Origin of the sequence: Streptomyces sp. AgN23, assembly GCF_001598115.1 — a bacterium.
Classification (GTDB): domain Bacteria; phylum Actinomycetota; class Actinomycetes; order Streptomycetales; family Streptomycetaceae; genus Streptomyces; species Streptomyces antimycoticus.
Map to the genome: position 1 here is coordinate 9,419,290 of NZ_CP007153.1, position 13,771 is coordinate 9,433,060.

A 13,771-nucleotide genomic window follows, 5' to 3' on the forward strand; every position below is an offset into this window, starting at 1 on the left:
CGGCTGATGGCCCTTTCTACGGTCCTCTGCCATACAAGAGCTGAGTGAGGGAAGACGTCATGACGCATACTCTTGACCGCACCGCCCGCATCCGCTCCACCTGGCAGGCCGTCTGGGACCAGGGCCAGGTCGACGCGCTCGACCAGTTGCTCAGCCCCGCCTATGTGCGCCGCCGCGGCCCCGCCGCGGCACCCCAGGACCGGGAGCAGTTCAAGGAGTCCGTCCGCGCCATCCGCCGGGCCTTTCCCGATCTCCGTACCGAGATCGAGGAGATCGTCGAGGAGGGCGAATCGCTGGCCATCCGCTGGCGCAGCACCGGCAGTCACACCGGCGACTTCCTCGGAGTGCCCGCCACCGGCAGGCCGGTCGAGGTCTCCGGCGCCACCTTCACCCGCTTCGACCACGGCGTGGTCAGCGAGGAGTGGGTGACCTGGGATCCCCGCCAGCTACTGGAGGCGCTCGGGATCATCACCACCACCCAGCGAGCGGCCGTCGACGCCGATCTGGTCCGTGGGGTGCACCGTAAGTTCATCACCGGTGTCACCGTCGTGACCTGCCAGGACGACGGCAGGCCCCGGGGGCTGGCGGTGAACGCGTTCGCCAGCATCTCCCTGGATCCGCCGATGGTGCTGGTCTGCGTGCAGCGCACCTCCACGACCCACCCCGCGCTGCACCGGGCAAGCCATCTGGGGATCAACATCCTCGCCGCCGGCCAGCTCGATGTGGCCAAGACCTTCGCCTCCAAGGCGGACGACAAGTTCGCCGATCTGGCCTGGACCGCCGGTGAGTTCGGCGCCCCGCTGATCGACGGATCCTGCGCCCAGCTGGAGGTGGAGATCGGCGAGCGGCTGGAGGCCGGCAGCCACACCGTCTTCACCGGCCGGGTGGTCTCCGCCCGCCATGCGGAGCTGGCCCCGCTGGTCTACAGCGGCGGCGGTTTCTTCGACATCTCGCAGACCGCGCCGCTGCCGTGGTGAGACGCCGCCGCCCGGATCCGTACGCCCACCGGTCCCCCCTGACGTCCACTCCTCCCGTCCCAGGAGCACACCCATGACCCACGACGACACGGCGCCGGTGTACGGCAGCGCGGTCACCAAGGTGGAGCCCTTCGGGGTCGACCACATCCCCGACAACGAGCGGCACGGCAAGCCCAGTTCGCAGTTCTTCGTCTGGTTCGCCGCCGGTCTCAACTTCCCCATCATCCTGCTCGGGTTCAGCGCGGTCGGGCTCGGTCTCAGCTTCGGCGCCGCCGTCGCCGCGATCGTGGCCGGCGCGGGTCTCGGCTCGCTGCTGATGGCCGTGATGTCCCGGATGGGCGTACGGCTGGGGGTGCCCCAGCAGATCCAGGCGCGTGGCCCGCTCGGCTTCCTCGGCAATTTCCTGCCGGTGGCGTACATCAATGTGTTCGCCGGGGTCGGCTGGGCCGCCGTCACCGTGATCCTCGGCGGCAAGGCCATCGCCGAGCTGACCCATCTGCCCTTCTGGGTCTGTGGGTTGGCGCTCACCCTGGTCGAGCTGGTGGTGTCCATCTACGGCTACAACATGATCAATTTCCTGCAGCGGGTGCTGACCTATGTGCTCACCCCGCTGTTCGTCATGATCACGGTGGTGGCCCTGGTACGGGGCGCGGGCACCTTCGACGCCGATCCGAAGGCACCGGACTACGTGGGCTCCACCGGCGGCTGGATCACCTTCGGCGGCTGGTTCCTCTCCTTCCTCGTCGCCTGGGCGCCGTTCGCCTCGGACTACTCGCGCTATCTGCCCGACTCGCCCCGCGTGGTGAGCCGCACCGCCTGGTACACCGGGCTCGGCAACTTCGTCACCATCTGCTGGCTCGGCATCCTCGGCGTGCTTCTGGGCTCCAACGCCACCAGCACCGACTCCATCACCGCCCTGCACCAGCTGACCGGGCCGTTCGCCATCCCCGCCCTCGTCGCCATCGGGCTCTCGGCGCTCGCGCAGAACTTCCTCAACGTCTACGGCGGCGCGATCTCCATCCAGACGCTGAAGGTGCCGGTCACCCGGACCCAGGCCGTCACCCTCATCTGCGCGCTGGCGTACGGGATCAGCCTGTGGGGACACTCGGGGATCGAGGACAAGTTCTCGGTGTTCCTCAACCTCACCGCGTACTTCATCGCGCCGTTCGCCACCGTGCTGCTGCTCGACTACCACCTGGGCGGCCGCTCCGACCCCGGCCGGATCGCCGAGCTGTACGACCGCGGACGGGTGCTCTCCTGGGGCTTCGTCGCCTGGGCCGGCGGGGTGGTGGCCTCGGTGCCGTTCTGGCAATCCAACCTCTACACCGGGGCGTTCGCGGCGGCGTATCCGCACGCGGGCGATCTGAGCATGTTCGTCGCGGCGGCCGTCGCCGCGGTGCTCTATCTGCTGACCTACCGGCTGCGGCCGCTGTGGACGCGGGATGTCCCCGCCACGCCCGAACCGCGGCCGGAGGAGACGGCGGCGGTGGCGGGCTCCTGACCGCCCGGCAGCGAACGGCCCGGGGCGGGCGGCGTCGTGACGGCGCCGCCCGCCGCCGAGGTGGCGCCCTCATCCGGCACCAAGGTCTGTCGTCAAAGGGAGCAGGGAGTCCCCTTTGGTGACAGGCCCTAGGATGCGGTGGATGGCGGCAGACGCGGGGGACGACGACAAGGCGCTGGAGCGGATCATCGCGGTCCGGGCACGGGAGTACCGGCAGGCGGCCGGGGCGTCGCTGGGTGGGATGGCCCAGCGGGTGGGCATCTCCAAGGCCATGCTGTCCAAGATCGAGAACGCCCAGACCGCCTGCAGCCTCACCACCCTCTCCCGGCTCGCGCGCGGCCTGGGCGTGCCCGTCACCGCGCTCTTCCGCGGGATGGACGACGAGCGCGAGGCGGTCTTCGTCCCGGCCGGCCACGGCGCCCGGATCGTGCGCCGCGGCACCCGGATCGGCCATGAGTACGCCCTGCTCGGCGCCCTGCGCGGCAGCAACAAGCGGATGGAGGCGCTGGAGGTCACCCTCACCGAGTCCAGCGAGGTGTTCCCGCTCTTCCAGCACGGTGGCACCGAGCTGATCTACATGCTCGACGGCGTCATGGTCTACGGCCACGGCAAGTCCAGCTACACACTGAGGGCCGGTGACGCCCTCCAGTTCGACGGCGAGGCGCCGCACGGCCCGGAGAAGCTGATCACCCTGCCCGTACGGTTGCTGACGGTGACGGCCTTCGGCGACACCCCGCACCACTGACCCATCCCATCCCGCCCTCCCCGGCCCGCTATCGCCTCCTGCGGGAGGGCGCGGGGCGCTCGGCGGGGGCGGGGTCGATACAGCGCGACTGGGCGTGTTCGTAGACCATCGTGCTCTGTACATCCGCCACCTCACGGCGCTCGGTGAGGCGGTCGATGACGAACGCGTACAGCCCATTGGTGTCCGGCACCGCCACATGGATGAGGAAGTCATGGGCGCCGGAGGTGACGAACAGGCCGATGGTCTCCGGCAGCTGGGCGGCCCATTCCCGGAAACCCTCGATGACCGGCCGGGACGGCGGGCGGATCCGCACCGAGATCAGCGCCTGGACGGGACGGCCGACCGCCTCCAGGTCGACGGCGGCGTGATAGCCGCTGATGATGCCGCGCTCGCGCAGCGCCCGGACCCGCTCCAGGGAGGTCGACGGCGAGACCCCCGTCCGCAGGGCCAGCTCGCGATTGGTCTGGCGTGCATCGTTCTGCAACTCCCGCAGAAGAGCGCGGTCCAGTGCATCAAGTTCCACGAAAGCGCTTCCTTGCCTGACGAAATTCGGCGGGCCGTGCCGTGTCACGGATGGATGGGTACCGTCCACCTCATCCACCACATTAGCCGTCGACAAGGAGTGCCGCTCGTGTCCGTCCCCCAGCTCACCGACGAGGATGTCCGCACTGATCAGTCCACCCGGCAGGCGAAGCTGAAGTGGGTGATCGTCGTGGACGAGGAACTGCCGGCGGGCCGGGCGGTGAACGCCGCCGCCTGCATGGCCGCCGCCGTCGGCCGGGCCATGCCGGAACTGCTGGGGCCGGACGGCACGGACGGGTCCGGCGCCGGCCACCCGGGGCTGCCGTGGGCCGGCTGCTCGATCCTGGCCGCCGGCCCGGAGGCGCTGCGCGAGCTGCGCGCGAAGGCCGCCGGGAAGGACGACCTGTACCTCGTCGACATGCCCGGGCAGGCCCAGACGTCACGGGTCTACGACGAGTACCTCGACAGCCTGGCCGGCACCAAGACCGAGGACCTCGACTATCTCGCGCTCAGCATCGTCGGCCCGCGGAACAAGGTGAGCAAGCTCATCGGGAAGCTGCCCCTGCTGCGCTGACCCCCGCGCCGCCGGTCGCGGCCGGATCGCCCAGGGCGTACGGGGAGAGGATGTCGGCGATGGCCCGGTTGCGCGGGGTGGCGACGCCCAGCTCGGCGCCGAGTCCGGCCACCGCCCCGCTGAGCCAGCCGAGTTCGAGACGGTTGCCGTGCAGCAGATCGTTGTGCATGGAGGACGTCATCGCGGCGGGCAGCGTGTCGCAGAAGGCGAGCCGGTCGTCGGCGAAACCGGGGTCCAGGGCCACCCCCTTGGCCCGTCCCACGGCGACCACCTCGTGCATCACCTCACGCAGCAGGGCCCGCGACCCGGGATCCCCGCGGACCACCCCGATCGGCTGCCGCACCGCCGACGTCGTCCCGGAAAGGCCCACCAGGAAGACGAACTTCTCCCAGATGGCGCGCTCGATGTCGGCGCTGATCTCCGCGTCGATACCGGCCGCCACAGCGCGGTCGAGGAAATCGCGGGCGCGCGGCGACTCCGTATGGTCGTACTCCCCGAACACCAGCCGCTGCAGTGTGCCGTTGTGCACCACCACCCCGGGCTCCTCGATGAACGCCGAGATGTAGCCGACCCCGCCGAGGACGGACCCGGCCGGCAGATGGCGGCGCAGCACCGTGTCCTTCTGGACCCCGTTCTGGAACGACACCACGGCGGCGCCGCCTTCGGCGAGGGGCGCGAGCTGCCGGGCGACGTCCTCGGTGTCCCACAGCTTCACCGCCACCATGACGAGGTCCGGGGACTCGAGGTCGGAGATGGCCGGCACCACCGCCTCGGACGGCACCCGCAGCTCGCCCAGCGGGCTGCGAACCGTCAGCCCCTTCTCCCGGATCGCCGTGAGATGGCGGCCCCGCGCCACCAAGGTGACATCCTCACCCGCGGCGGCGAGCCGCGCGCCGAAGTATCCGCCGACGCCACCCGCGCCGATGACCGCGATCCGCATGATGTGCCCTCATCCTCAGCCGCTTGGTAACCCTTCAGGCGGTTACTATATGCGGATGGATTCCTCGACGGAGCCGGTCCCGCGGACGCGGGTGACCGCCCGGCTGCGGGCCCTGCGCTTCGACGCCGGCAGCCTCGCCCTGAATCTCGTCGCGACCCTCGGGCGGCGCAGCAGCACCCCGATCGAGCGCCTCGGCACCCTCGACCGGCTGCGGGAGTGGTGCGACGGCGTCGGGCTGCGGCTCCACGACGAGGCCGTCACCCAGGAACTCCTCACCGAGCTGTGGACGCTGCGCGAGGCGGCCTACGACGTGGTGGCGGCGGTGGTCGACGGCCGGCCCCCGCCGGATGTGTCCGTGGCGCTGCTCAACGACCGGGCGCGCCCTGCCCCGCCGCAGCCGCTGCTGATAGCCACCGGCACCGGCGTCGGGGTCGACGGCGCCGATCGCCCCCTGTCCGGGCGGGAGCTGCAGTCGGTCGTCGTCCGCGACCTCATAGCGGTGCTCGGGGACCCGGAGCGGTGCGGGGCGCTGCGGGTGTGCGACGCCTCGCTGTGCACGATGGTCTACCTCGACCACACGCCGGGCGGCAGGCGCCGGTGGTGTTCCATGCGGCTGTGCGGCAACAGCGCCAAGGCCGCGAAACACCGCGAGCGGCGGGCAGCCGCCGCCCCGGCCGGCTCCTGACGCCCGGCGCTCCCAGGACCGTTGTTTCCGGTGCGCCGCCCGGGGCACCCGAGGTGGCCGGAGGAGTGGTGATGGCCGATGAGAGCGACACCGGCCCCGCGCCGAAGCGACGGCGCCCGGGCCGGGCCGCCGGTTCCGGGGGAGTGGCGGCCGCCGTCGTGCTGACCGTGGTGACCGGGGCGATGGACGCGATCAGCTTTCTGGCGCTGGGCGGGGTCTTCACCAGCGTCATGACCGCCAACCTCTCCCTGCTCGGCATGTCGACCGCGTCCATGGACGCGACGCTGGCCCGGGACACCGCGGTCGCCATGGCCGGATACGTCGTGGGTGCGCTGCTCAGCGGCCGGATCGTCCGCGGCCCCCGGCCCGCCTGGCGCGCCCGCTGCGCGCTCACGGTGGAACTGCTCGCGCTCGGCGGGCTCTGGGCGGCGTGGGCGGCCACCGGCGGCCACCCCTCCGGCGGCCGGCAGCTGGGGCTGCTGGCGGTGGCCGCGCTCGCGATGGGCGGGCAGAGCGGCCTGGTGCGGGCCGTCGGGCCGCCCGGATTCTCCACCACCTATCTCACCGGCGTCCTGACCGGGCTGCTGGTCGACGCGGCGCGCAGCGGCACGGTGGGCCGGCTCAGCATGGCGCTGCTGGGGGCCCTGGTGGTGGGTGCCGCGGCGGGTGGGCTGCTGGTGGCCCATGCCGCCCGGGCCGCGCCCGCCCTGCCGACCGGGCTGGTCGCCCTCGTACTGCTGGCCTCCCTGACCTCGCTGGCCCGGGACGCCGAGGGCCGTCTGTGGCCGCACGCCGAGTAGGGCGCCTCAAGTCTGTTGCCGCCCGGGGCGGTTGACCGGCGATTCCTCTTCCGGCGGGGCGTCATCCGATGCCAGACTCGGTCCGTGACCGACTTTGACATGCTTGTGATTGGGTCCGGACCGGGCGGCCAGAAAGCTGCCATCGCAGCCGCCAAACTCGGTCGCCGGGTGGCCGTCGTCGACCGGAAGGAGATGGTGGGCGGGGTCTCCCTGCACACCGGAACCGTTCCGTCGAAGACCCTGCGCGAGGCGGTGCTCTATCTCACCGGACTGACCCAGCGGGATCTGTACGGCCAGAGCTACCGGCTCAAGGAGGACATCACCGTCGCCGACCTGACGGCCCGGACCCAGCATGTGGTCGGCCGCGAGATGGACGTCGTCCGCAATCAGCTCTCGCGCAACCGGGTCGCGATGTTCCCGGGCACCGGGCGGTTCGTGGACGACCACACCGTGGCCGTCACGGACGCGACCGGCCAGGAAGAGCTGCTGACCGCGCGGCATATCGTGATCGCCACCGGCACCCGCCCGGCCCGCCCCGCGAGCGTGGAGTTCGACGAGCGGACGATCATGGACTCCGACGGTGTCCTCAACATGGAGCGGGTGCCGCGCTCCATGGTCATCGTGGGCGCCGGGGTGATCGGCATCGAGTACGCCTCGATGTTCGCCGCCCTGGGCAGCAAGGTCACCGTGGTCGAGCAGCGCGAGGGGATGCTGGACTTCTGCGATGTCGAGATCGTCGAGGCGCTGAAGTACCGGCTGCGCGACCTGGCCGTCACCTTCCGCTTCGGCGAGACCGTGGCGGCCGTCGAGCGCCACGCGCGGGGCGCCCTGGCCGTTCTGGAGAGCGGTAAGAAGATCCCCGCCGACGCGGTGATGTACTCCGCGGGGCGCCAGGGGCTCACCGACGGGCTGGACCTCGGCAAGGCGGGGCTCACCGCCGACCGGCGGGGCCGGATAGCGGTGGACGAGCACTACCGCACCGCCGTATCGCACATCTACGCCGTCGGCGATGTGATCGGCTTCCCGGCGCTGGCCGCGACCTCGATGGAACAGGGGCGCAGCGCGGCGTACCACGCCTGCGAGGAGCCGGTGAACCCGATCCACCATCTGCAGCCGATCGGGATCTACAGCATCCCGGAGATCAGCTTCATAGGCCGCACCGAGGACCAGCTCACGGACGAGAAGGTGCCCTTCGAGGTCGGGGTGTCACGCTATCGCGAGCTGGCCCGGGGCCAGATCGTCGGCGATGCGCACGGCATGCTGAAGCTGCTGGTCTCCTCGGAGGACCGGCGGCTGCTCGGGGTGCACTGCTTCGGGACCGGCGCCACCGAGCTGATCCATATAGGCCAGGCCGTGATGGGCTGCGGCGGCACCGTCGACTATCTGGTGGACGCGGTGTTCAACTATCCGACCTTCGCCGAGTCGTACAAGGTCGCCGCACTCGACGCCACGAACAAGATGCGCGAGATCGACCACCTGCGGGACTGAGCCCCGTCCCGCCTCCGCACCCGCCCCGAATGTCCCTTTTTGGGATACTGGGAGGCAGATCGGGAGGAGGGCTCAGATGACCCGCGCAGTCGGTATTGACCTGGGTACGACGAACTCGGTCGTATCCGTCCTGGAGGGCGGCGAGCCGACCGTCATCACCAACACCGAGGGGACCCGGACCACCCCCTCGGTGGTGGCCTTCGCCAAGAACGGCGAAGTGCTGGTGGGCGAGGTCGCCAAGCGCCAGGCGGTGACGAACGTCGAGCGCACCGCGCGATCGGTCAAGCGCCACGTGGGCGAGGACCGCTGGCGGTTCCCGGCCACCGGCGACGTCGACGGCAAGCGCTACACCGCGCAGGAGATCTCCGCGCGGGTGCTGCAGAAGCTCAAGCGCGACGCCGAGGCGTATCTCGGTGAGGACGTCACGGACGCCGTGATCACCGTCCCCGCGTACTTCAACGACTCCCAGCGCACCGCCACCAAGGAGGCGGGCGAGATCGCCGGGCTGACAGTGCTGCGGATCATCAACGAGCCGACGGCCGCCGCCCTGGCGTACGGGCTGGACAAGGAGAACGACCAGACCATCCTGGTCTTCGACCTCGGCGGCGGCACCTTCGATGTCTCGCTGCTGGAGATCGGCGAGGGGGTGGTGGAGGTCAAGGCCACCAACGGCGACACCCACCTCGGCGGCGACGACTGGGACCAGCGGATCGTGGACCATCTGGTCTCCCGCTTCAAGGGCGGCTACGGCGTCGATCTGGCCAACGACAAGATGGCGGTCCAGCGGCTGCGCGAGGCGTCCGAGAAGGCCAAGATCGAGCTCTCCGCGGCCAGCGAGACCACGATCAACCTGCCGTACATCACCGCGTCCGACGCGGGCCCGCTGCATCTGGACGAGAAGCTCACCCGCTCGCAGTTCCAGCAGCTGACCGAGGACCTCCTGGAGCGCTGCAAGGCCCCCTTCCATCAGGCGATCAAGGATGCCGGGATCAAGACCGCCGGTATCGACCATGTGATCCTGGTCGGCGGCTCCACCCGGATGCCCGCTGTGACCACCCTGGTCAAGGAGCTGACCGGCAAGGAGCCGCACAAGGGCGTCAACCCGGACGAGGTCGTGGCCGTCGGCGCCTCGCTGCAGGCCGGTGTCCTCAAGGGGGAGGTCAAGGACGTCCTGCTGCTGGACGTCACCCCGCTGTCCCTCGGCATCGAGACCAAGGGCGGCATCATGACCAAGCTGATCGAGCGGAACACCACGATCCCGACGAAGCGCTCGGAGGTCTTCACCACGGCCGAGGACAACCAGCCGTCGGTGCAGATCCAGGTCTTCCAGGGCGAGCGCGAGATGGCCGCGTACAACAAGAAGCTCGGGATGTTCGAGCTGACCGGCCTTCCGCCGGCCCCGCGCGGGGTGCCGCAGATCGAGGTCGCCTTCGACATCGACGCCAACGGCATCATGCATGTCTCCGCCAAGGACCTCGGCACCGGCCGGGAGCAGCGGATGACCGTCACCGGCGGCTCCGCGCTGCCGAAGGACGACATCGACCGCATGATGCGGGAGGCCGAGAGCTACGCGGAGGAGGACCACAAGCGCCGCGAGGCCGCCGAGACCCGCAACCAGGCCGAGGCGCTCGTCTACCAGACCGAGAGGCTGCTGCGGGACCAGGCCGACAAGGTGCCGCGGGACGTCCGGCAGGAGGCCGAGGCGGCGGTCGCGGAGCTGAAGGGGACCCTGGAAGGCGAGGACACCAACGCGATCCGCGAGGCCACCGAGCGGACGGCCACCGTCGGGCAGAAGATCGGCACCGCCATCTACGCCCAGGCCCAGCAGTCCGCCTCGTCCGACGGCGGAGCGAGCGGCTCGGCGGCCGGCTCCTCCGGTGACGGCGGGGGCCAGGCCCACGCGTCCGACGAGGAGGTCGTGGACGCGGAGATCGTCGACGACGAGAAGACCGGGGACGAGAAGGCCGGAGGTGAGCGGCCCCAGGGAGGCGCCGGCTGACCGCCACCGCTCCTGGGGCCTGACGCTCACTGCGGCCCGAGCGTCACCGCCCCCTGACCCTCACTGCTTCCTGGGCGGCTCGCCCCGTGGCGCCGAGACCTCCACCAGCTCCGAGCGCCCCCTGGCGTTCAGGTGCAGGATGGGGATGGCCTTGTTGCGCGGATTGCCGTCGTTCTGGAACGAGATGAAGCCGCTCGCCCCCGCCACCTGCTGACGCCCGTCCATCTGGTGGAACATCCGCGCCACCGCGTCCCCCGACACCTCGCCCTGCCAGCCCGCCGCCATCTGGATGCCATGGGCGGCGGCCAGCACCGCGTCATGCCCCATGATGGCCTGGCCGTCATAGCGCGGATCGCCCGGGAACCACTTGTCCATCGACCCGCCCGGCTGGAAGTGGCCGGCCGAGGGACCGGAGACATGGAGGGGGTCCTGCCGCCACATGTCCGGGTGCGCCAGGCCCGTGTAGAGCACCCGCACCCCGCTGTCGGCGGCGTGCGCGAGCTCCTTGGCGGTGAGGTTGGAGGTGTCGTCACCGGTGATGACGGTGAACTTCCGCTCCTGGCACGGCCGGTTGGCGAGCGAGTCCAGGAACCGGGTGAGGTGTTTGCCGCGGCCGGCGAAGTAGACCACCTCCGGCTTTTGGTCGCACAGCTGCCCCGGCATGTAGCGCAGCTCGTTCTCCCAGGCACTGCGCACCGAGGAGTCATAGGTCATCCGGTCCGCCACCAGCCGATGGCCCTTGGTGTCCTGGAAGACCTCGGTGAAGGCGTCACCCAGCGTCTTGGCGTAGTAGTTGCTCCGCGCGGCGTCCTGGACCACCACGGCCGTACGGACCTTCTGCTTCTTCAGGTAGGCGGAGGCGGCGTACGCCTCGTCCACATTGGTCGGCGAGACCCGGACGAACCCCTTTATGCCCTCGATGTTGGTGGCCGTCATGGTGCTGGCCACCAGGGCGAGCCCGCGGTCCGACAGCCGCCTGAGCGCGCTCAGGCTCCGATCGGTGCTGGGGCCGAGCCCGGTGACGGCGACCAGCTTGTCGCGGTCGGAGGTCATCCGGTCGATCAGCTCGTCGACGGTGTACTCCCAGTGGGCCGCGTTGCTCCCCACATTGGCGATCAGCAGCTTGATCTTGGGGGAGGAGGAGAGATCGCCGCGGTTGTGCCGGTACTGCGCCAGATACGCGCCTTCGAGCTCATGGCGCACCGACTCCTCGGAGTTGCTGTCGTCGTCGGTCAGGGTGAAGGAGGTCATATAGGCGACGCTGACGTACGGATCCTTGCCGGTGTTCTCCTCCACCCGGTCGTTCTCCGCCTTGATCTTCTTCTCCACGGACCTCAGATGGTCCGCGAAGACGTACGAGCCGTCGGTGACACCGACGCACTCGTGGTCGTCGCCCTTCTTGACGACGCCCTCGCCGCACCGCGCCCGCTTCTCCTCGATCCAGTTCCAGGTGAGGGGGACCGCCACCGCGAGCAGCGCGACGACGATCACGCCGATCACCACCCGGCGCACGATGTGCAGCGGCCATTCCAGTCTCGGCACCGGCCTCACCCCTCGCCCGCGCGCGTCAGCGGATGGCGCCAGTGGCGGTACCGCTCCGCCTCGTTGAACAGGGCCACGATGTCGTTCCTCCGCAGTCGTGAGAGCTGGTTGAACCCGTCGGCGATCATGTCGTTCAGCCGCATCCCGGGGTCGGCCAGCGGATCGCTCCACACCCAGCGCACCGTGATCAGCTCCCGGATCACCGAGGCGGTGGTGACCGCCTCCGGGGGCTCCTCCGGGGCGAGGCCGGCGAGCAGCTCCAGCGGTCCGCCCGCCTGGCCCAGCCGGTTGGGCGCGGCCGTGATCGTGTTGAACTCGCTGATCCACTGCGCCGAGGGCACCGCCGGGAAGCGTGCCACCAGATACCCGGTCACCTCGTCGATCCGCTCCGCCGCCAGCCGGTGGTACATCTCCTGAACGGTGCGGCCCTCGGACCTGAAGTGCTCGGCCAGCAGCTCGTGCACCGCGTCCCAGTCGTCCGGACGCGCGGCCAGCCGCCACAGCAGCAGCCGCCGCGGCCAGGGGTGGAGGGCCGGGGTCACCGTGCCCGGGCTGTGCAGCAGCCAGCGGCCGCGGACCTCGCCGAACAGCGAGTCGCCCGAGCCCAGCAGCCGAGTGCCGATGGACAGATCGCGCGCCGCCGCGCACTCCTCCAGCGCCGACCGCTCCATGGGGTCGAAACCGCGCAGCAGATGGTCCAGGGCGGCCTCCACCAGGGTCCGGGTGTCCTCGCCCTCCCGCGGCGTACGGTCCGGCAGGGTGCGCAGCCAGCGGTCCTGCTCGGCGCCGTCCTCGATGGGCACGGTCGAATGCCGGAACAGCTCCAGGACCTGGCTGACCGCCCGGGGGAGCCCCGCGGTCAGCCGGTGGATGAAGGGCGCGAGCCGGGCGAACGGCGCGAGGTCGGGATGCTGGCGCAGCTCCAGCTCGATCCGGATGCGGACCTCGTCCAGATTGAGATCGCGCAGCCGCAGCGGATACCACCAGGTGTCATCGCTGTCCCGGCCCGGCCGGTGCTCCGTCCAGTCCGTGAGGGAGGCCCGGTCCGGGCCGCGCAGCCGCCAGGGCCACTGATCGCCGGTGGCCGGCCCCCAGCGGGGCAGCCACCGGTTGGAGCTGGCCACGACGGTGAGCGGATCGCAGTCGGTGCCCGCCACCACGGCGTCGTCATGGCGGGCCCGGATCAGCAGATCGAGGAAGCGACGGCCGTACTCGGTATGGGAGTTGTCGAGCAGCAGCAGATAGGAGCGGGGCATGAACGAGTGGCGCACATTGCCGCGCATGTCCTCCAGCAGGGCCGAGAACAGCACCCGGTCCAGCCGCTCCTGATCGTCCTCGTCCCCGTCGTGGCGCCACAGGTTGAGCTCGACCAGCGCCTCCCACGGATCCCGGCTCTGCAGCAGCGGATGGCCGCCGTACCAGGCGGCGCTGCTGGTGAACTTGCGGCCCGGCAGCCGCCTCCGGCCGCGCCGCAGCGCGTCCCGCAGCAGCGCGAGCGCGGCGGTGGAGGCGCCGTCGGGGGCGCCCACCGCGCCTCCGGCCACCTCGAAGAAGGCGGCGAGATAGTCGCCGTAGCGCGCCTCCGCCTGCTCCTGGAACGCGTCCAGCTCCCGCCGGATGTTGCGCCGCCCCTCCGCCAGGCTCGTCATCCGCAGCTGGTGGTCCGAGGCGAGCAGACCGAGGGTCAGCCGCGGGAAGTGGGAGCGGCGGTAGCGCGGAAGCTTGCGCTCCAGCTGGCGGGCGAGCAGCGCCAGCGCGTACCGCGGCAGCAGGGACTGCTCACCGCCGAGATTGATATACGCGAACGGCGTCTCGGGCCCGAACTTCTCCATCAGCGCGCCATGGGCCTCGCTGGCCCCGCTGCCGCGCGGCCCCAGCAGCATGATCACCGGCCGCTCGTCCGTGGGCCCCAGTCTGAGACACTCTCCGACCAGACTGATGATCCCGCTGCGGCCTCTGAAGCCCACACCCATTCCGGATTCCGCCACGTGCCCCGTC

At 70.8% G+C, this 13,771-nt stretch carries 12 protein-coding genes; 8 read left to right on the forward strand and 4 right to left on the reverse strand.

Annotation, left to right across the window (positions count from 1 at the left end):
• Window positions 1-59 precede the first annotated feature (59 nt).
• The 3 genes from AS97_RS40800 (at window position 60) to AS97_RS40810 (ending at window position 3,223) form a co-directional block, all read left to right on the forward strand.
• Window positions 60-977 (forward strand): flavin reductase, encoded by a 918-nt coding sequence (locus tag AS97_RS40800; RefSeq protein WP_086711111.1) that lies wholly within the window; start codon window positions 60-62, stop codon window positions 975-977.
• 73 nt (window positions 978-1,050) lie between these two features.
• Window positions 1,051-2,478, forward strand: coding sequence for a cytosine permease (locus tag AS97_RS40805; RefSeq protein WP_059144619.1), 1,428 nt, complete (start codon window positions 1,051-1,053; stop codon window positions 2,476-2,478).
• A 142-nt stretch (window positions 2,479-2,620) separates the two neighbouring features.
• Window positions 2,621-3,223: an XRE family transcriptional regulator gene (locus tag AS97_RS40810; protein ID WP_059144680.1), complete on the forward strand. Its 603-nt coding sequence runs from the start codon at window positions 2,621-2,623 to the stop codon at window positions 3,221-3,223.
• Window positions 3,224-3,251: 28 nt separating this feature from the next.
• On the opposite strand, the gene AS97_RS40815 is transcribed toward AS97_RS40810, so the two are convergent.
• Entirely contained in the window at window positions 3,252-3,746 is a 495-nt protein-coding gene (locus tag AS97_RS40815) for an Lrp/AsnC family transcriptional regulator (RefSeq protein ID WP_059144620.1), read from the reverse strand.
• 108 nt (window positions 3,747-3,854) lie between these two features.
• Here AS97_RS40815 and AS97_RS40820 point away from each other — a divergent pair, with 108 nt between their 5' ends.
• The gene (locus tag AS97_RS40820) at window positions 3,855-4,319 is read left to right on the forward strand and encodes a DUF2000 domain-containing protein (protein WP_059144621.1); all 465 of its coding nucleotides are present in this window, start codon (window positions 3,855-3,857) and stop codon (window positions 4,317-4,319) included.
• On the opposite strand, the gene AS97_RS40825 is transcribed toward AS97_RS40820, so the two are convergent.
• A complete protein-coding gene (locus tag AS97_RS40825) occupies window positions 4,291-5,259 on the reverse strand; it encodes a ketopantoate reductase family protein (RefSeq protein WP_125759076.1) in 969 nt (322 codons plus the stop codon). The two genes, AS97_RS40820 and AS97_RS40825, sit on opposite strands and share 29 nt — an antisense overlap.
• A gap of 55 nt (window positions 5,260-5,314) precedes the next feature.
• Between AS97_RS40825 and AS97_RS40830 the strand changes: the two genes are divergently transcribed.
• The 4 genes from AS97_RS40830 (at window position 5,315) to dnaK (ending at window position 10,231) form a co-directional block, all read left to right on the forward strand.
• A complete protein-coding gene (locus tag AS97_RS40830) occupies window positions 5,315-5,944 on the forward strand; it encodes a CGNR zinc finger domain-containing protein (protein ID WP_210566655.1) in 630 nt (209 codons plus the stop codon).
• Between the two features lie 71 nt (window positions 5,945-6,015).
• Complete coding sequence (locus tag AS97_RS40835) at window positions 6,016-6,744, forward strand: YoaK family protein (RefSeq protein WP_125759080.1); 729 nt, start codon at window positions 6,016-6,018, stop codon at window positions 6,742-6,744.
• Window positions 6,745-6,828: 84 nt separating this feature from the next.
• Window positions 6,829-8,232: a Si-specific NAD(P)(+) transhydrogenase gene (gene sthA, locus AS97_RS40840; protein ID WP_059144625.1), complete on the forward strand. Its 1,404-nt coding sequence runs from the start codon at window positions 6,829-6,831 to the stop codon at window positions 8,230-8,232.
• A 76-nt stretch (window positions 8,233-8,308) separates the two neighbouring features.
• A complete protein-coding gene (gene dnaK / locus AS97_RS40845; RefSeq protein WP_210566656.1) occupies window positions 8,309-10,231 on the forward strand; it encodes a molecular chaperone DnaK in 1,923 nt (640 codons plus the stop codon).
• Between the two features lie 60 nt (window positions 10,232-10,291).
• On the opposite strand, the gene AS97_RS40850 is transcribed toward dnaK, so the two are convergent.
• The gene (locus AS97_RS40850; protein WP_210566657.1) at window positions 10,292-11,773 is read right to left on the reverse strand and encodes a branched-chain amino acid ABC transporter substrate-binding protein; all 1,482 of its coding nucleotides are present in this window, start codon (window positions 11,771-11,773) and stop codon (window positions 10,292-10,294) included.
• Between the two features lie 5 nt (window positions 11,774-11,778).
• Window positions 11,779-13,656, reverse strand: coding sequence for a hypothetical protein (locus AS97_RS40855; protein ID WP_236669909.1), 1,878 nt, complete (start codon window positions 13,654-13,656; stop codon window positions 11,779-11,781).
• Between the last annotated feature and the right edge of the window lie 115 nt (window positions 13,657-13,771).

Excerpts from the sequence above, each read along its gene's own strand:
- AS97_RS40800 (WP_086711111.1), top strand. The coding sequence starts at position 60 with ATGACGCATACTCTTGACCGCACCGCCCGCATCCGCTCCACCTGGCAG.
- AS97_RS40805 (WP_059144619.1), top strand. The coding sequence starts at position 1,051 with ATGACCCACGACGACACGGCGCCGGTGTACGGCAGCGCGGTCACCAAG.
- AS97_RS40810 (WP_059144680.1), top strand. The coding sequence starts at position 2,621 with ATGGCGGCAGACGCGGGGGACGACGACAAGGCGCTGGAGCGGATCATC.
- AS97_RS40825 (WP_125759076.1), bottom strand. The coding sequence starts at position 5,259 with ATGCGGATCGCGGTCATCGGCGCGGGTGGCGTCGGCGGATACTTCGGC.
- AS97_RS40830 (WP_210566655.1), top strand. The coding sequence starts at position 5,315 with ATGGATTCCTCGACGGAGCCGGTCCCGCGGACGCGGGTGACCGCCCGG.
- AS97_RS40835 (WP_125759080.1), top strand. The coding sequence starts at position 6,016 with ATGGCCGATGAGAGCGACACCGGCCCCGCGCCGAAGCGACGGCGCCCG.
- dnaK (WP_210566656.1), top strand. The coding sequence starts at position 8,309 with ATGACCCGCGCAGTCGGTATTGACCTGGGTACGACGAACTCGGTCGTA.
- AS97_RS40855 (WP_236669909.1), bottom strand. The coding sequence starts at position 13,656 with ATGCTGCTGGGGCCGCGCGGCAGCGGGGCCAGCGAGGCCCATGGCGCG.